General features: G+C 42.7%; 18 protein-coding genes and 1 pseudogene. 13 read left to right on the top strand and 6 right to left on the bottom strand.

The window, feature by feature from the left end; genetic code table 11:
- Positions 1-3: 3 nt before the first annotated feature.
- Positions 4-588, top strand: a complete 585-nt coding sequence (locus CBI31_RS02560) for a DUF3501 family protein (protein ID WP_088524840.1) — start codon at positions 4-6, stop codon at positions 586-588.
- A gap of 11 nt (positions 589-599) precedes the next feature.
- Here the strand turns inward: CBI31_RS02560 and CBI31_RS02555 are convergent, their stop codons facing one another.
- Positions 600-1,526: a LysR substrate-binding domain-containing protein gene (locus CBI31_RS02555; protein WP_088524839.1), complete on the bottom strand. Its 927-nt coding sequence runs from the start codon at positions 1,524-1,526 to the stop codon at positions 600-602.
- 207 nt (positions 1,527-1,733) lie between these two features.
- Between CBI31_RS02555 and CBI31_RS02550 the strand changes: the two genes are divergently transcribed.
- The 8 genes from CBI31_RS02550 (at position 1,734) to CBI31_RS02515 (ending at position 9,477) form a co-directional block, all read left to right on the top strand.
- Positions 1,734-2,366, top strand: a complete 633-nt coding sequence (locus CBI31_RS02550; RefSeq protein ID WP_240553666.1) for a glutathione S-transferase — start codon at positions 1,734-1,736, stop codon at positions 2,364-2,366.
- Positions 2,367-2,442: 76 nt separating this feature from the next.
- Positions 2,443-3,240: a hypothetical protein gene (locus tag CBI31_RS02545; protein WP_088524838.1), complete on the top strand. Its 798-nt coding sequence runs from the start codon at positions 2,443-2,445 to the stop codon at positions 3,238-3,240.
- 72 nt (positions 3,241-3,312) lie between these two features.
- Positions 3,313-4,302: a Bug family tripartite tricarboxylate transporter substrate binding protein gene (locus CBI31_RS02540; protein ID WP_216861400.1), complete on the top strand. Its 990-nt coding sequence runs from the start codon at positions 3,313-3,315 to the stop codon at positions 4,300-4,302.
- 26 nt (positions 4,303-4,328) lie between these two features.
- The gene (locus CBI31_RS02535; protein WP_088524837.1) at positions 4,329-5,462 is read left to right on the top strand and encodes a mandelate racemase/muconate lactonizing enzyme family protein; all 1,134 of its coding nucleotides are present in this window, start codon (positions 4,329-4,331) and stop codon (positions 5,460-5,462) included.
- Positions 5,463-5,474: 12 nt separating this feature from the next.
- Positions 5,475-6,194: a transporter substrate-binding domain-containing protein gene (locus CBI31_RS02530; protein ID WP_088524836.1), complete on the top strand. Its 720-nt coding sequence runs from the start codon at positions 5,475-5,477 to the stop codon at positions 6,192-6,194.
- A 214-nt stretch (positions 6,195-6,408) separates the two neighbouring features.
- The gene (locus CBI31_RS02525) at positions 6,409-7,392 is read left to right on the top strand and encodes a Bug family tripartite tricarboxylate transporter substrate binding protein (RefSeq protein WP_088524835.1); all 984 of its coding nucleotides are present in this window, start codon (positions 6,409-6,411) and stop codon (positions 7,390-7,392) included.
- Positions 7,393-7,418: 26 nt separating this feature from the next.
- Positions 7,419-8,156, top strand: coding sequence for a Sua5/YciO/YrdC/YwlC family protein (locus CBI31_RS02520; protein WP_088524834.1), 738 nt, complete (start codon positions 7,419-7,421; stop codon positions 8,154-8,156).
- A gap of 43 nt (positions 8,157-8,199) precedes the next feature.
- Positions 8,200-9,477: a glutamate carboxypeptidase gene (locus tag CBI31_RS02515; RefSeq protein WP_088524833.1), complete on the top strand. Its 1,278-nt coding sequence runs from the start codon at positions 8,200-8,202 to the stop codon at positions 9,475-9,477.
- Positions 9,478-9,484: 7 nt separating this feature from the next.
- Here the strand turns inward: CBI31_RS02515 and CBI31_RS02510 are convergent, their stop codons facing one another.
- The 3 genes from CBI31_RS02510 to CBI31_RS02500 form a co-directional block, all read right to left on the bottom strand.
- On the bottom strand, positions 9,485-10,339 hold the full coding sequence (locus tag CBI31_RS02510; RefSeq protein WP_088524832.1) for a DUF6671 family protein: 855 nt from the start codon (positions 10,337-10,339) through the stop codon (positions 9,485-9,487).
- A 17-nt stretch (positions 10,340-10,356) separates the two neighbouring features.
- Positions 10,357-11,325 (bottom strand): sodium-dependent bicarbonate transport family permease, encoded by a 969-nt coding sequence (locus tag CBI31_RS02505; RefSeq protein ID WP_088524831.1) that lies wholly within the window; start codon positions 11,323-11,325, stop codon positions 10,357-10,359.
- A gap of 64 nt (positions 11,326-11,389) precedes the next feature.
- Positions 11,390-12,268 carry a LysR family transcriptional regulator gene (locus tag CBI31_RS02500; protein ID WP_088524830.1) on the bottom strand — a complete coding sequence of 293 codons (879 nt, stop codon included), beginning with the start codon at positions 12,266-12,268 and terminating at the stop codon, positions 11,390-11,392.
- 119 nt (positions 12,269-12,387) lie between these two features.
- On the opposite strand from CBI31_RS02500, the pseudogene CBI31_RS10305 reads away from it, so the two are divergent.
- Together CBI31_RS10305 and CBI31_RS10475 are read left to right on the top strand one after the other, a co-directional pair.
- Positions 12,388-13,056: pseudogene (locus tag CBI31_RS10305) on the top strand (TerC family protein); the annotation flags it as partial.
- Positions 13,057-13,152: 96 nt separating this feature from the next.
- Positions 13,153-13,662, top strand: coding sequence for a universal stress protein (locus CBI31_RS10475; protein WP_240553698.1), 510 nt, complete (start codon positions 13,153-13,155; stop codon positions 13,660-13,662).
- 206 nt (positions 13,663-13,868) lie between these two features.
- Here the strand turns inward: CBI31_RS10475 and CBI31_RS02490 are convergent, their stop codons facing one another.
- Positions 13,869-14,192: a hypothetical protein gene (locus tag CBI31_RS02490; protein WP_088524828.1), complete on the bottom strand. Its 324-nt coding sequence runs from the start codon at positions 14,190-14,192 to the stop codon at positions 13,869-13,871.
- Between the two features lie 14 nt (positions 14,193-14,206).
- Positions 14,207-15,070, bottom strand: coding sequence for an oxygenase MpaB family protein (locus tag CBI31_RS02485; protein WP_088524827.1), 864 nt, complete (start codon positions 15,068-15,070; stop codon positions 14,207-14,209).
- Between CBI31_RS02485 and CBI31_RS02480 the strand changes: the two genes are divergently transcribed.
- Entirely contained in the window at positions 15,054-15,788 is a 735-nt protein-coding gene (locus CBI31_RS02480) for an NAD(P)/FAD-dependent oxidoreductase (RefSeq protein ID WP_088524826.1), read from the top strand. The two genes, CBI31_RS02485 and CBI31_RS02480, sit on opposite strands and share 17 nt — an antisense overlap.
- The gene (locus CBI31_RS02475) at positions 15,781-16,188 is read left to right on the top strand and encodes an NAD(P)/FAD-dependent oxidoreductase (RefSeq protein WP_088524825.1); all 408 of its coding nucleotides are present in this window, start codon (positions 15,781-15,783) and stop codon (positions 16,186-16,188) included. Before CBI31_RS02480 ends, CBI31_RS02475 begins: the two co-directional genes overlap by 8 nt.

Genomic DNA, 16,188 nt, shown 5'->3' with positions numbered 1-16,188 from the left:
AGTATGGCAACTATTACACGCGATAGCCTTCTGAGTCTTGAGGCTTATCACAAAGAGCGTCCTGCTTTTCGTGAGAAGGCAATTCAAGAGCGTCGTTTACGCACTGTCCACCTTGGTGATCATGTAACGATGATTTTTGAGAATGAATTTTTAATGCGTTATCAGATACAAGAAATGTTGCGCGTCGAAAAGACCTTTGAGGAAGAGGGCATTGAGGATGAGTTGAATGCTTATAACCCCTTAGTTCCAGGAGGCTCTGACTTCAAGGCAACGATGATGATTGAATATCCTAATGAAGCTGATCGTAAAGTCGCACTTGCCAAATTAGTAGGTATTGAGCATCAGATCTTTATTGAAGTAGAAGGTCAGCCGCGCGTCTATGCCATTGCCGATGAAGATTTAGAGCGTTCTACTGCTGAGAAAACATCAGCAGTGCACTTTATGCGTTTTGATCTGACTAGTAATATGAAGAGAGCTCTGAAAGCCGGCGCTCAATTAATGGTGGGTTGCGATCACAAGGGATACCCAATGCATGTTGAAACCTTGCCACTAGAAACCTTGGCATCTTTAGTTTCTGACTTAAGCTAGTACAGTCCGCTCTAAAGGTAGGTAACCCCCGGTAGAGCGGCTTCACGGATGACCTTGGCTAATTCCTCCATTGCAGCAGCACGGGGGAAGTTCTTGCGCCAGACAAGACAGATTCTTCTGGTTGGTATGGGGTCCTCAAAAGGGATATACCGAATAAGCTGATCTGCAGCTTCTGGATCTGCAACGGAAGTGCGAGGCATAACTGAAATACCAATGCCGCTCGCTACCATTTTCCGAATGGTTTCTAGGGAAGATCCCTCAAAGCTGCGTTGTTCGCCAAGAGTAGCGCCTGAGCCAAAGCGGTTTAATTCAGGACAAACTCCCAAGACATGATCTCGAAAGCAATTACCGGTTCCCAGCAATAAAGTATTTTGCTCCTTGAGCTCGCGGTGCGGTATCGAAGTGCGGAACTCCCAAGGATGGCCCTTAGGTACGGCAACCAAAAATGGTTCGTCATATAAATCAATTTGGTTTAAACCAGCGCTTGCAAAGGGCTCTGCTAGAACTAGGCAATCTAGTGCTCCTTGGCGCAGTATCTCTAGCAAACGAACCGTAAAGTTTTCCTCTAAAAATAAAGGTACATTGGGCAATCGCTTTCTTGCAATTCTCACCAAGCTTGGAAGTAAGTAGGGCGCAATGGTATAAATTGCGCCGAGTCGCAATGGACCAGATAGAGGGTCTTGTCCATGCATAGCCAGATGTTTTAAAGAATTTGCCTCTTCCAGCACTCGTTGAGCTTGATCAACAATGAGCGCGCCTAGGCTGGTCATCGAAACTTCAGTGTTGGTTCTCTCAAAAATTTGTGTATTGAGCTCTTCCTCTAGCTTTCTAACTGCCACCGATAGAGTTGGCTGAGAAACAAAGCAAGCATCTGCCGCTCTGCCAAAATGGCGTTCACGAGCAACTGCGACGATATAGCGTAATTCTGTCAGTGTCATATAGGGAATATTATGATGCTGTTAGGAATTCTCCGCAGAATTTACTTCAATTAAGTCTTGGTGCACTATCAGTCTTTGTGAGCACCTAAATCGAGGAAAATTCTCGCTTAGTTCCGTCTTGGCTAGTCATTTTATTTAGAAATCTCAGTATAGAGGAGGGTCGGTTGAGTAGATTAAAAAAATCGATACTTGTATTGAAATCGTCTAATGCTAGCTTTCAGTAATCAAACGATGACGCCAATTTTGTATACCTACCGGAGGTGCCCCTATGCCATGAGGGCTAGGATGGCGCTGCAATATGCAGGCATTCAGTTTGAGTATCGAGAGATTGAACTCCGAAATAAGCCGCAATCGATGTTAGATCTATCGCCCAAAGGCACTGTTCCTGTTTTATATGTGGATGGACTTGTTCTAGACCAAAGCTTAGATATTATGTGCTGGGCATTAAAGGTTTCCGATCCAGATGGTTGGAACATGCTTGATGAGAATATCGCCAAGACATGGATTGAGAAAAATGACGAAGTATTTAAGGGTTTATTAGACCAATACAAATATCCCAATCGATACCCCCAATTAAATCAAGTAGCAGTTCTAGCTGATGTAATGGAATTGATGTTGGAGCCCATGGAGCGCGCGCTAGGATCTAGCGAATATTTACTGGGCGGCAGAATGACTTGGGTTGATGTGGCTATTTTTCCATTTATTCGACAATTTTCCATGGTTGACCAGCAAAAGTTTGAGCTATTACCCATCCCGCATATTCAAAAATGGTTACGCCGACAGATTGAGTCCAAGCTATTTCTTTCGGTCATGGATAAACATCCCGCCTGGAGAGATTGATTCAGTGCTTCAGATTTTTCTATCTTTAGCCCACTAAATGCTTAGAATGTAAGTATCTTTTAAAAGGCAGATTTCTATGCACTCATTTTTTGAATCAAATTTGCACATAGCTCAGTATGTTCCTTTTGGTTTAATCATTGCGATTATTATTTTCACTGCCATTGGCTGGTCTGTTGGGCTCTATCGACTAAAAAAGTATGGCGAGAGTGGAGCTGTCATTAGAGACTCTTTAGCGGCGGCCATTTTTGGCCTCTCTGCTTTGGTTCTAGGTTTTACATTCTCTGGATCTGCATCGAGATATGTGGATCGTATGGATGCTATTCGAGTTCAAGCGCAAACACTTCAACAGGTTTATGGCTCGCTAAAGTATCTAAACAAAAATGATCAAGTAGTCGTTAAAAAATCTCTCGATGATTTGTTGGATGCACGACTCACGGCATATAAAAATCTCATAGCCATGTCTGATATAGATGCTGGGGGAGCAAAAATTATGGCAGCAACTAGAAAGATTCAGGAGGACGTCACACAGGCAACTTTGAATACATCCTCCGAAAATAAGGCCTTTGCAACGGGGTTACTTACGTCTCAAGTCAGCAATTTGGCTACGGCCTTTGCAGCTGGAGTCATCGATACAAAATCCCATCCTCCATCTCTCTTATTAAAGTTTTTGTTCGCCCTTCTCTGTATTGGCGCCTTTTTGATTGGCTACACGATGGTCTTAAAAAATGAGACTGACTGGTTATTAGCCTCTTTATATACGCTCCTTATTGGCATCTCGATTTATGTCATCCTCTCGCTAGAGCTTCCAAATCTCTTGATGCCTTATGAGGAGGTTAATAGAGATCTGTTGATGCTCAAGGATACAGTGAGATAGTCGATTAAGTATTAAATAGTAATATCACTTCTAACTTATAGTTAGTAAAACATTGATTAATGAGGAGGCAGTATGCTGCGTATCATGATGAAGTATGTGCTCTTGTGCTTATCTGGCTGTTTAATATTGAGTCCAAACGCCTATGCGCAGACATCGGCAAGCTATCCGAACAAGCAAGTTACTTTTGTTTTGACACAGGCTCCCGGAGGCGCTAACGATATTACGGGTAGGGCAATCGCACAAAAATTGACGGATATGTTGAAGGTGCCCTTCATTGTTGACAACCGCCCTGGTGCCGGCGGAAATATAGCAGCCCAATATGTAGCGAAGTCGCCTAAGGACGGCTATACATTGTTGCTTGCTTTGGGTAATACGATAGTAATCAATCCTTATTTATATAAAAATACAGGTTTTGATGCGCAAAAAGATTTCGAGCCAGTAGCGCCGATCGTAAGGGCTCCGTATGTACTCGTTACTAATCCTTCGTTCCCACCAAAAACAGTTAAAGAGTTGATTACTTATGCTCAGGCAAGGCCTGGTGAGTTGTTTTATGGGTCAGCTGGAAATGGCACGCCGAACCATCTATTGTTTGATTTGTTTAAGTACCTTACTAAAACAAATATTGTTCATGTTCCCTATAAAGGAGCAGCTGCCTCTGCAATGGATACAGTATCAGGTCAAGTTCCTATGAACTTTTCAAGTCTGCCTTTAGCTTTACCTCTTATAAAAGATGGAAGATTGCGTGCTCTTGGAATTACTTCAGTAACAAGATCTCCACTAGCCCCAGAAATTCCCCCTATTGCAGATACAGTGCCAGGCTTTAATCCTGATATGTGGGTTGGTATTTTGGCTCCTGCTGGAACGCCCAAAGATATTGTTGCCAAATTACATAGCGATATTCAGAAGGCGCTTAACAGCAAAGATTTTCGTGACAGCATGAGCGAAAAGGGTTTAGATATTGCGCCAACTGCATCGCCTGCAGACTTCACCAAAATGATTCAGGTTGAATCTGTGCGCTGGAAAAAAATCATCGCTGAATCTGGCGCTTCCATTGATGAATAATGTTTTATTGAATTAAAAATCCATTTATGAAAATTACACGTCTTGAAGTCTTCACTCTTAAAGCACCACAATCAGGTAGGCCACATTGGGTTAGCCACTTTATTGTTCCTACCGCTAATGAGATCCTAGTTCGCATTTATACCGATGAGGGTATTGACGGCTTCGGTCTAGCTACTAGCTATACGCCAATTGATTTTGCTGTTAAGGCATTTAAGTCTGGCATTGGTGATTTAATTATTGGTGAAGATCCTTTGGCCCCTGAACGTGTCTATAAGAAGTTATTTGCGCTTACTACTAGCAGACTAGCAAGTGAAAAAGGTTGGTCAAGAGAGGCAGTCATCAGAATATCCTCAGCAATTGATATTGCGCTTTGGGATATTGTTGGCAAGACTGCTGGTTTGCCTTTGTATAGAATTTTTGGCGGCTTTCGTAGTGAAGTACCTGCCTATGTCACCTGTGGATACTATCGCGATGGTAAGGACGATTCTGAACTGCGCGATGAGGTGCAGAAATTAGTAGACCAAGGACATACTGGCTTCAAGTCAAAGGTTGGTGGCTTACCGCTGGAAAGAGATATCGAGCGCATGGCCCTTATCAGAGAAGTCATTGGCGATAAAAGGGATCTCATGATTGATGTGAATCGTGCATGGGATTTAGAAACTGCTATCAAGGGCGCGCAATTATTGGAGCCTCTCAATCCAAGATGGCTTGAAGAGCCAGTGAGATGGGAAGATGATCGTAGAGCCTTGAAATTGCTCTCCAATAAAACTCGCATCCCACTATCTGGAGGCGAGAGTGAGCTGACCAGTTATGGTTGTCGTGCCATGATTGAAGAACAGGCAATTCAGATACTGCAATTTGATTGCACGATGTTTGGCGGCTTTACTGAAGGCCGAAAAATGGCGGGACTCTGTGAGCTTAACCATGTTCAAGTTGCGCCTCATCATGATTGCTTCATACATGCGCATATTGTGGCAGGCAGTCCTGCGGGCTGTATTGTGGAAGCATTTACTGACCCAGAGAGAGATCCCTTGCAGGCAGAGTTATTTGAAGATCCGCCGATTATTAAAAATGGCATGATGACATTAAAAGAGCAGCCTGGATTGGGCTTAACCCTATCTGAGGCGGCAATGAAAAAATTTAGTGAACGAATTATTTAATCTACAGATCCCATGAGTAATCAAATAGCGAATCAGCTTGCACCCAACAGGGTTTTAACAGCCGGCATTTATCTCGGTAATTTTTTATTAGTTACCGGAAAAGATAATCAAGGCAATCCAGATGGTGTCTCACCTGACTTGGCCAAGGCTATTGCAGCAGCGTTGAATGTGAAAGTTCAATTGCTGCCTTTTGATACTCAAGGTGAGTTGGTAGAGGCAGTAGCGAGCGGTATCTGCGGGATTGGATTGGTTGGATCTGACCCAGATCGCGCGCAAAAAATTACTTTTGCACCAGCCTATGTCGAAATTGAGGCTTCTTATTTAGTCCCACCAAATTCAACACTCAAAACGATTGAATCTGTTGATGCTCCCGGTATCCAGATTGCCTCATTTCAGAAGAGCGCCTATGATTTATGGCTAGCTCGTAATATTCAGCATGCCTCCTTGGTCCATGCTGATACCTTGGAAGCAAGTGTCGAGCTATTCTTTAGTAAAAATCTTCATGCGCTTGCAGGACTTAAGACGGGTTTAATAAAAGAGTCCAAAAGATTACCCGGATCTAAAGTCTTGGATGGGCAATTCATGGCTGTGCAGCAGGGAGTGGCAACAGCCAAGGAGAATATCCAAGCTATCGAATTTTTAACTCAATTTGTAAAAGAGGCAAAGCAATCCGGCCTCATTGCCTCTTTCATTCAAAAGCATCGGGTTGATGGTTTATCTGTAGCAGCTTAAGTCATCAATAAAAAAGTCCCTAGAAGTTAATCGGAGTCAACTCAGGGTGCTTACACTTCATCACTTGTGTGGATATGCTATTTTCGGGTTATCCCTGAGGGTCCTTTACAGGTTCGCATGTTAGATTGAGTTATCCCCCCTAGTGTTGAGAAGTGTGGTGAAGATTGCTTTTTTAATTGGGGATTTAATTGGTACTCAATAGGAGCTTGCAGTAATGAACTCATTCTTTTCATTCATGACGTCAGTCTTTTTAAAGAGCGCTATAGTTCTTATTGGGATTGCCAGTTTTGCTCATGCACAGTCTTATCCAAATAAACCGATTAAGTTAGTCATACCTTATGCAGTAGGCGGTGGTACAGATATCTCGACTAGGGTCATGAGTAAGCACCTTGATTCTCGCTTAAACCAGGCGATTATTATTGAGAACAAGGGTGGGGCAGGTAGCACGATTGGCACTGAAATAGTGGTTCGGTCTGAACCTGATGGCTATACGCTCTTGGCGAACACTGACACGATTGTTTTAGCGCCATTACTTTTTTCAAAGATTAATTTTGATATTCGCAAGGATTTGACCCCAATCTCTTTTTACGCAAGTGCACCAATTGTTTTAGTGGCAAATCCGAATTTTCCAGCAAAGGATGTGAAGGAACTCATTGCCTATGCAAAAAAGAATCCAGGTAAGGTTGCTTTAGCTACTTCTGGACCAGGCAGCCCTCATGACTTAGCGGCAATGTTATTTACTAACCGAACCAATATCGATGTCAATGAGATTCCTTATAAGGGTAACGGACCCGCTTTAACAGATACGATTGCTGGTCACGTCGATATTGGAATGTTCACTTTATCCCAAGTTCAGCCATATGCCCAAGCGGGCAAAGTGAAGATCTTGGCAGTAATCAGCCCTCAAAGATCAACATTAGCTCCGGACATTCCATCCCTTGCAGAAAGTGGAATATTAAACATGGAGGTGAGCTCGCGGTATCTCATCATGGTTCCAGCCAAAACTCCTAAAGCCGTTGTTAAGAGACTGGAGGGAGCTTTCTCCGAGCTCTTCAACGATAAGCAGTATCGAAGTGAAATGGAGGGCTTGGGATTTGAAGTTAGATTTAGCACTTCTGAAGATACCGTTGCTATCTTACAAAAAGAATATGACAAATTCGCACCGATTCTTAAAGCTGCTAACTTCAAACCACAATAAATTTATAAACTAAAAGAGAGATTTTTATGTCTAGATTAGATATCAAAGCGGATGCACGTAGAACATTTGAAATTTGTAAATCTGGAGGGATAGCCATTTTCCCGGTAGATGTTGGTTACACGATGATCAGCGGCTCAAGAGAAGGCCTAAAGAAAATATTTAATGCTAAGCAAAGGGGTGGACATAAACGCAATGCTTTGATTTGCGATATGGAAACCCAGCGAGAGCTTCAGGTGCTTGATAAGCGTGGCCAAGAAATGATTGAAGTGATTACGCAAGATTACAACTTGCCATTAGGTCCTATTGCCACTTATCGTACCGATCATCCATTAATGAAAAAAATTGATCCAAATGCCCTTGCTGCCAGTACTGCTGGTGGAACATTGGCTATGCTGGTAAATGCTGGACCATTTCATGCTGAAATTACTAAGTTGAGTCGCGAAGAGGTGCACCCCTTATTTGGATCATCTGCCAATTTAACTGGAACCGGAACAAAGTTTAGGGTCGAAGATATACAAGATGAATTAACTAGCATCGCAGATGTCATTATCGATTATGGCCTGCGTAAATATCATATGTATAGACGGTCTGCAACTTTGATTAACTTTGAAACTATGCAAGTTGTCCGTATGGGTGTTTGTTATGAGCAGATATCAGATATTCTAAGAAGACATTACAAAATTGAGCTGCCACCAGATCAATCAGTTGATCTAAACCCATCAGGCCATACTAACGAATTTGGCTTACCAATAGTAAATAACTAATGCTTCTCTTTTATTCTGAATAGAAAAATCATTAGAGGGATAAATGAAAAAATCCATTTTATTCTTTCTTGCTGTAATGGGGACTGCATCAGTCAGTATCGCTGCCCCTCAAGAGCCTATATTTTCGGTAGTAGAAAAAGAGCAAAAACCGTTTTTAAATACCTTAAAAGAATTGGTATCCCTTGAGTCTGGAAGTAGGGATCGCGAAGGGTTAGACAAGATATCGCAAGTAATTTTTAATCGCCTTAAGGCGCTTGGTGGGCAGGTTGAGTTTATCGAACCTGGTGCTAATATGTACCGAATGCACGATACGCCTGATAGGCCGGGCCGCATGGTGAAGGCTGAATTTAAGGGTTCAGGTACAAAGAAAATACTCTTAATTGCGCACATGGACACGGTATATCTCAAAGGTATGCTTGCCAAGCAACCGTTCAGGATTGATGGCGATCGTGCTTATGGCTTAGGTATTTCGGATGATAAGCAAGGAATTGCATTAATTCTGCACACCATGGATAGCTTGAAAAAGTTGAAATTTAAGGACTATGGAAAAATTACTGTGCTCATTAATGGTGATGAGGAGATTAGCTCCCCCGCAGCACGAGCGTATTTTTCAAAGCTAGGTGCAGAGCATGATGCCACCTTTTCATGTGAGGCATCTCAGGCAAAATCTGATCGTATTGCCCTCACTACAGCAGGAATTGCAGCTGTTAATTTAAATATTACTGGTAAGGCGTCTCATGCAGGTTCTGCGCCCGAACTGGGAAGAAACGCCCTAGAAGAGCTCTCGTTTCAGATTCAACAGATGCGTGATTTATCAGATCCTAAAGAGGGTATAAAAATGAATTGGACTCTAGCAACTGCTGGTACCAATCGTAATGTCATACCCTCTATTGCATTTGCTACCGCTGATGTTCGTGTGATGAAGAAAGATGATTTTGATGTGGTAGAGAAAAAGGTGCGGGAGCGAGTCAAAACGCAGCAAATACCTGATGCCAAAATTGATGTTGCTTTTGAGCGCCGTCGCCCACCCCTATTGACCAGCCCCCAGTCTTTACAAATGGCAGAATATGCCAAAAAAGTCTATTCGGAACTTGGCCGTGACTTAATTTTGGGGACAGTAGCTGCCGGTGGTGGAACGGATGCTGCCTTTGCTGCGCTGGATACTCAAAATCCAGTGATTGAGAGTATGGGGGTTCAAGGATTTGGCGCCCACTCTAATGACGATGAATACATTTTGGTGAGCTCTATTACCCCAAGAATGTATTTACTATCACGCCTCATCATCGATATTTCTAAAGGCAAAGTCGGGGATAGGAATTGATCCAGTTTTAGGGATTACAGTAGTTGCACTTTGATGGATCTGCCTTCGCTTGATTGGCAATCACTTCCTCTTTTTTGTAATTGCATTTAACGCATGACCAAATATTTGCTAGGGGTAAATTGCTTGGTGCATCACAAGAGGCGCATGGCAATCCCTTTTTCCTTTCTGTTACCCAAAAACAAGGCGCCTCACATTCTGGGCATAAAGAATTCATCTTTCTAGAGAGATCTTGCGTAGCCTTCAGAATATTAGCCATGCGGGTTGGGTTGGTGTGTGCTCTGAGGTCATTCTCTACAAAGACATTCCCCTTTTTTGAAAGCTTGGTTGCCCATTCAAATGCCTCTTTTAAGGATTCAAGATCTTTAATACCTTTGCGACATTCTGGATGATATTCATCGTCAGGGCGAATTACTAATTGATGCGTAGTGAATTGAGCTTCAGAAAGCAGTGCAGTCAATTCATCCCAGCTCGATACTAGCTGGCTGGCGCTTTGAGCTTGGCCACCAAAAAATCCAATAATCTCAAGATTTCGGATGTCATCTATCAAAAGCACTAACTCATAGTTCCAAGGAAACATACCTGTGTAAGGGTCGTTATCAAAAGCACCTTCGCTAGCAATGCCAAGCTTTAAACCCGAAAGCTCCATTCCAACCCTAGCTTTCTTTCTTGCGGCATCGAGTTGAGATCCATATCTTGGGATATCTCTAGTAAATGATCCTAGTTTGTCGGTGTCATAGTCTGATACATGAATGACTTCTAAGTCATTGGAGTCAAATAGTTGCGGGCAAATGATTGACTCTTTGCCATGTTGAGTCAATAAGCTTGCTTTGAGTCCAGAGTAAGGTTTTGAATGGGTTGACATCTTGCTTGACTATTCCCTTACATAAAATATTTAGCAATGATGGTATAGATAGGGATGCCTAAAATAATATTAAAGGGGAAGGTGATGCCTAATGACATCCCCATGTATAAGGCTGGATTCACTTCAGGCATGGCATGGCGCAATACTGCTGGCACAGCAATATAAGAAGCGCTGGAGGCGAGCACCATGAGTAAGATGGTATTTCCAAGAGGTAAACCAATGAGCTTACAAAGTAGTAAGGCTAATAGAGCATGAAACAAAGGGGAGCCAATTGCGTATAAAACGGTTATGGGCGGCTTACCCTTGAGTCCTCCAAAATTTCTGGCAGCCATCAGACCCATATCTAGCAAGAAAAAAGCCAACATGCCTTTAAAAAGATCAATCGAGAATGGAGCCATTAATTGTTGACCAGCATCGCCACTGACTAGGCCTACAAGCATTGAGCCTAGCAACAACAGTTGCGCTCCATCGGTAAAAGATTCGTGCAGTATTTTCGAGACGCTGGTAGCTTCTTGTTTGATTTTTAAATCTCTTGAGTGAGCGGCCCTGGCTTTATTGGCCAAAATAATCGCTAAGATAATGGCTGGTGATTCCATCAGTGCCATTGCAGCTGCCATATGACCACCATACTCAATCTTAAATTGATCTAAATACTGAGTAGCAGTAATAAAGGTAACAGCACTCACTGACCCATAGGTAGCTGCAATAGCGGCTGCGTCAAAAGTATTCAAGCTTCTTCTTAAGAGCCAGTATCCAAAGATCGGAATGATGATGGCTAAGAAAATTGCTAGACCAAGGGAGAATCCAATTTCACTGGTGAAACCAGATTTGTGGAGAGCAAAACCACCCTTTAATCCCAATGCCATCAATAAATACAATGATAAAAATCTGGAGATTTGAGAGGGAATTTCTAAATTCGATTTAACGGCCCCTGCAAATGCACCGAATAAAAAAAATAAAATTGCAGGGTCTAAGAAATTAGTCATTGATACATTCTATGTGTAATCAGCTTTTGATTATTATCCGCATTCTTAATGGGTCTATAAAAAACTACTGCTTAATAATTGCCTGAACTAGTGGGTTCTGAATTTTCTTCTCAGATCGGGTGGCATAAAAGTATTCATAGATATCATCACAGTCACCGAGCAATTCCATCCCATAGGTTTCTTTGAGATCTTTCTCTATCAGCTTCCCAGCAGGAAAGACCCCTAGGCCGCTAGCTGCAAAGGTTTTGAGGAGTGCGCTATCCTCAAATTCTCCAACAATATTGGGTGTGATGCCATGCTTGCTAAACCATTGGTCTATTAAAAGGCGAACGGTAGAGTGAGGTGTTGGTATCAGAATGGGCAGTTCATTTAAGCAATGAGGAAAATCTTTTTTAGCTTTTTTCACAAATTGCTTTGGGCTATACCAAGCCATTGATGTTCTAGTGAGCTCTTCACTGTAAACGTTGAGATTCTTATTATTAGGGGCGGGGCGGTCTGCCAAGACAATATCCAAACGATGCAGCGCCAAATCTGCCAACAAGTCTTCAAACTTTCCTTCATGAGCAATGAGTTGTGCGTCCTTGTGTTTGAGGATAGGCTCTAACAACTGCCTTGTCACGAGCTTGGGCAAGCCGTCCGATACACCAACAATAATTTTTGTTTTTGGGGATTTAGCTGCATCTCTGACTGCTTCAGGTAGCTTCTCGCCAATAGAAAAAATTTGATCCGCAATTTCAAGAGCTGCAAAGCCAGACTCTGTCAGGGCAATGCCTCGTCCAGCAGGTTTAAAAAGTAGGTATCCAAGGGATTTTTCTAGCTCATGAACTTGAGCGCTAATGGTTTGGATGGCCATATCCAGGCGCTCTGCGGCCTTGGACATACTGCCTTCTTTGGCGACTACCCAAAAGTAATAGAGGTGGCGATAGTTATAGGAATTGCTCATTGTCAGTTTTTTCCGAAATTATTATCAATATATCTCTGCTTTTAACTAAGTGCAAATGCTCCTAAATTAACCCCATCAAGAGCCATGGCATTCATGGACTCCGTAAACGCATAAAGGTTATTAAATTGGAACTGTTTAGCCCTGAGTTTTTTTCAGCCCTGTTGGCCATTATCGTCATTGACCTCGTTTTGGCTAGCGATAACGCCATCGTCATTGCTATGGCTGCCAGAAATTTACCTCCGCATTTGCAAAAGAAGGCAATTATTTGGGGTGCGGTAGGCGCAATTGCCGTCAGAAGTGCGATGACGCTTGCGGTTGTCTACCTATTACAGATTCCAGGCTTGATGCTAGTTGGTGGCCTGTTATTGGTGTGGATTGCTTACAAGTTATTAAATCCCGGTAAAGATGGTGATGAAGAACATGATCATGCATCAACCAGTTTTTGGGGTGCAATGAAGACGATCGTGATTGCAGATGCTGTCATGGGCCTAGACAACGTCTTGGCTGTAGCAGGCGCTTCTCATGGTAGCTACCTCTTGGTCGTACTGGGCCTGTTAATTAGTATTCCGATTGTGATCTGGGGTTCAACCCAAATTCTCAAGTTAGTAGAGCGTTATCCCTCAGTGATTTACCTAGGCGCTGGCGTATTAGCTTGGACGGCAGCAAAGATGATGCTTGCGGAGCCAATGGTAAAAGAATGGCAAATCTTTCAATATCCAGCTTTTGAATATGTCATTCAGGCTCTAGTAATACTCGGTGTTTTGTGTGGTGGATTTATTAGAAGTAGGTTGGCACTCGAAGAAGTGATTGCGCCAGCTTCAGTTGTTCCAGCTGCATTCGAAATACTACCTCAACAGAAGCCTCATACTCAAGGAGATAAAGTGATGAATAAAGTCCTCATTCCAGTAGATGATTCAAGCAACGCTCTTTTAGCTGTAGTCCATGCAGTTTTAACGTATGGAAAATCTGATAACACTCAGTTTCATATTTGTAACGTACAGCCTAGAATTTATCGTCATATAGGAAAGTTTTTTAGTAAAGCTGATATAAAAGAATGGCAGGCGGAGCGTGCAAAAAATGTAGCAAAGTCGGCTATTGAATTTCTAGAAAAGTCAGGCGCGAGCTTTTCATTTACTCATGTCAGCGGTGATAAAGGCGAAGCCTTGCGCGATGAGGCGATGCGCCTAGGGTGTAATCGTATCGTCATAGGATCAGCCAAGAAAAATACATTGAGTAGATTGTTTGAGAACTCGACTACCGCGAAGTTATTAGAGATCAGCGATATTCCTGTTGAAGTAGTCACTGGTAAGTCATTGCCGACCTTAGAGCGTTGGGGCATTCCGGCATTAGGAGCTGGTGCAGCAACTGCTCTGATGGCTGTTGTGATCGATTAATTTTACCTCCCGCTGTTCTCTCTTTTGCCCTCTTCGGCGGGCATTTTTTTTATCTAGACATTCAGATGAAAGCAGAATATATATCATCGTGAAAATTTAAAATAGAGATGTATCGGAAGCGTAATAAATCATCCAGCAGCCCTCTAACTTCGAGATGGCAACCTAGGTATATAGGCTTATAACGAGCATATCGATCTCCTAAACCCTTAAGTACTCATCTTAGGCTCAGAAGCAAGGCAACCTTTCATCGCCTTAGACTCAATCCCTTTGAGCCACTCAGGCTTAGCCTTAGGATTCATCACTAACTCATTCACTTGCTTGCTGCTTGTGTTTTTAGAAATATATTCTGCCAAGCAACTACAGTAGGGCTTAAAGTCTTCTTCAGTAAAAGATTTCTTTTTAATATCTTTATGCTCTGCTAGTTGTTCTTGAACGCAGCTCTTTTGAAAATCACTAGAAATCGCTTGCGCTTGAGCGTATCCAGATATTGCTATAACAAAACTGATTATTAGAAACTTTGTCTTTAGCATTTTGCTTTCCTTGTTTATCCGTAAACCCTTCGGTAAGAGTGGGCTGCAACCCCATCTTTCAGTGCATCTCTAATTGGGATTGCAATTAAATCGATACTCTTATTGACCAAGATCTTTTCAAGTGTAGATGGATTTGGCTTTTTTAGTTTGGTATGAGCCCAACTGGGAAGGTTGATAAAGCCAGCTTTGCTGATGAGTTTGACAAAGGGCCTAGACTGCAAATTACTCGGAAAGTCATCTAGCAGTTGAATGATGCTTTGGGCACGTTCTCCATAGTGAAGCTCTGGAAGATAAGCTTCAATTGCTTCTTGCGTTCCTTTGAGAGTATCTGGCAGATCTTGAGCGCCCAGCATTTCTCCCAAAACCTTCATTTCTTTAAAGTATTGGTCCTGTTCCTGCCAAGTCAGCTTTGGGTATCGATAGTTTTGGTAGGCCTCTAGAAAGCTAAGTGTTTCAGTCAGATGAACCCAAGCTAGTAGATGGGGGTCAGTTGCAATATACGGTTTTCCAAACTCATCAATACCATGGATATGTTGATGAATTCTATTCACCTTGTGAATAATCTCATGAGCCATTTCATGAGATCCATACGTTGTTGCAGCAATAAAGTAGGCCGTTCTCCCTAATCTGCCCTTGAGATCTTTTCTGAAGCTCGAATGATCCCAAACTCCAGCCAATGCTTGGGGGTGGAGGGCCTGAAGGACTAAGGAGCTAATGCCCCCAATCATCATGGAGATAAAGTCAGCATGGACTCTCCAGGCCATAGACTCTGGACCAAAGAGGCCCCGATCTCCCTTGGGGGTTAGAAATGCTACTGGAGGCCCACTACTGCCGCCTACCATTTCCCGAATAGAGTTACGAATGAGTTCATCTAGCATGCGGATATTGAATCATGATTTATATAAATCTGCTTGTGAAGAGGAGTTGTCATTGATTAAGGCAGATTTATCTTCTATTGCTGCTATACACATAATAAAAATCGCAGGCTATACTAAATCGATCATGAAAAAAGTTCAAAGTGTCGCCATTATTGGCGCTGGTATAGCGGGAATATCCTGTGCCAAGGCGCTCAAGGCTTCCGGCAAGCTTGTTACATTATTCGATAAAAGTACTGGGCCTGGGGGTAGAACGAGTCATCGGCTTTTTGAGCATTGGGGCGCCGATCATGGAGCGCAGTACTTTACAGCCAAGGGAGATCTTTTTAAGAAAGAGGTCAATACCTGGATTAAGGCAGGCGTGATAGAGCCCTGGCTTGGAAAAATTGTTTCGATCAACAAAAAGCAGACTACTGAGGTTGATAATTTAGCTCAACGCTATGTTGGTGTACCCACAATGAATTCATTGGCCAAATACTTAGCCAGTGATATTCCAGTAATGCTTTCTCACACCATTTCTAAAATTGCTAAGACTGAAGAGGGTTGGATACTATTCTCAAAAGAAAAAGGCCAGCACCCCAAATCTTTTGATTTAATCGTCATTGCAATACCGCCCAAGCAGGCAGAGTCTTTATTGGGCGGCCAGTTTAAAGGCTTGTCTGAAATTTGCGCTAATGCACGCATGTTGCCTTGCTGGACTTTAATTTCCTTTTTTGTATAAGCCAATCTCCCTACCTTTTGACGGCGCATTTATTGCTGATAGTCCTTTTAGCTGGATTGCTAGAGATAACTCAAAACCAGGTAGATCAGATTCAGAATCATGGATTGCACAGGCTAATCATGAGTGGTCTAAAGAGCGGGTTGAGATGACCAATTATCAAGTGGAGTCTGAATTGGTTCCTGAGTTTGAAAAAATATCAGGCCAGTCCTGCAAGTTGTATCAGAGTCATTTATGGCGCTACGCAAAAGTAGAAAATCCCCAGGATCAATATTTTTATTTAGACGCCAATCGAAATATTGCCCTTTGTGGAGATTGGTTTATTGAGTCGACGATAGAGGGGGCGTGGACAAGCGGTTACAAGCTTGGTAACGCAATATCAGAAATGATTTCTCCGCCTTAA

It is taken from the genome of Polynucleobacter campilacus, assembly GCF_002206625.1.
GTDB lineage: Bacteria > Pseudomonadota > Gammaproteobacteria > Burkholderiales > Burkholderiaceae > Polynucleobacter > Polynucleobacter campilacus.
The sequence above is the reverse complement of the archived record's forward strand: the minus strand, read 5'-3'. Positions and strand labels throughout refer to the sequence as shown.

Coding starts and splice junctions, on each gene's coding strand:
- CBI31_RS02555 (WP_088524839.1), bottom strand. CDS start 1,526: ATGACACTGACAGAATTACGCTATATCGTCGCAGTTGCTCGTGAACGC.
- CBI31_RS02515 (WP_088524833.1), top strand. CDS start 8,200: ATGAAAAAATCCATTTTATTCTTTCTTGCTGTAATGGGGACTGCATCA.
- CBI31_RS02480 (WP_088524826.1), top strand. CDS start 15,054: ATGAGTTCATCTAGCATGCGGATATTGAATCATGATTTATATAAATCT.
- CBI31_RS02535 (WP_088524837.1), top strand. CDS start 4,329: ATGAAAATTACACGTCTTGAAGTCTTCACTCTTAAAGCACCACAATCA.
- CBI31_RS02485 (WP_088524827.1), bottom strand. CDS start 15,070: ATGCTAGATGAACTCATTCGTAACTCTATTCGGGAAATGGTAGGCGGC.
- CBI31_RS02520 (WP_088524834.1), top strand. CDS start 7,419: ATGTCTAGATTAGATATCAAAGCGGATGCACGTAGAACATTTGAAATT.
- CBI31_RS02500 (WP_088524830.1), bottom strand. CDS start 12,268: ATGAGCAATTCCTATAACTATCGCCACCTCTATTACTTTTGGGTAGTC.
- CBI31_RS02545 (WP_088524838.1), top strand. CDS start 2,443: ATGCACTCATTTTTTGAATCAAATTTGCACATAGCTCAGTATGTTCCT.
- CBI31_RS02560 (WP_088524840.1), top strand. CDS start 4: ATGGCAACTATTACACGCGATAGCCTTCTGAGTCTTGAGGCTTATCAC.
- CBI31_RS02530 (WP_088524836.1), top strand. CDS start 5,475: ATGAGTAATCAAATAGCGAATCAGCTTGCACCCAACAGGGTTTTAACA.
- CBI31_RS02525 (WP_088524835.1), top strand. CDS start 6,409: ATGAACTCATTCTTTTCATTCATGACGTCAGTCTTTTTAAAGAGCGCT.
- CBI31_RS02540 (WP_216861400.1), top strand. CDS start 3,313: ATGCTGCGTATCATGATGAAGTATGTGCTCTTGTGCTTATCTGGCTGT.
- CBI31_RS02490 (WP_088524828.1), bottom strand. CDS start 14,192: ATGCTAAAGACAAAGTTTCTAATAATCAGTTTTGTTATAGCAATATCT.
- CBI31_RS10475 (WP_240553698.1), top strand. CDS start 13,153: ATGAATAAAGTCCTCATTCCAGTAGATGATTCAAGCAACGCTCTTTTA.
- CBI31_RS02550 (WP_240553666.1), top strand. CDS start 1,734: ATGCTAGCTTTCAGTAATCAAACGATGACGCCAATTTTGTATACCTAC.
- CBI31_RS02505 (WP_088524831.1), bottom strand. CDS start 11,325: ATGACTAATTTCTTAGACCCTGCAATTTTATTTTTTTTATTCGGTGCA.
- CBI31_RS02510 (WP_088524832.1), bottom strand. CDS start 10,339: ATGTCAACCCATTCAAAACCTTACTCTGGACTCAAAGCAAGCTTATTG.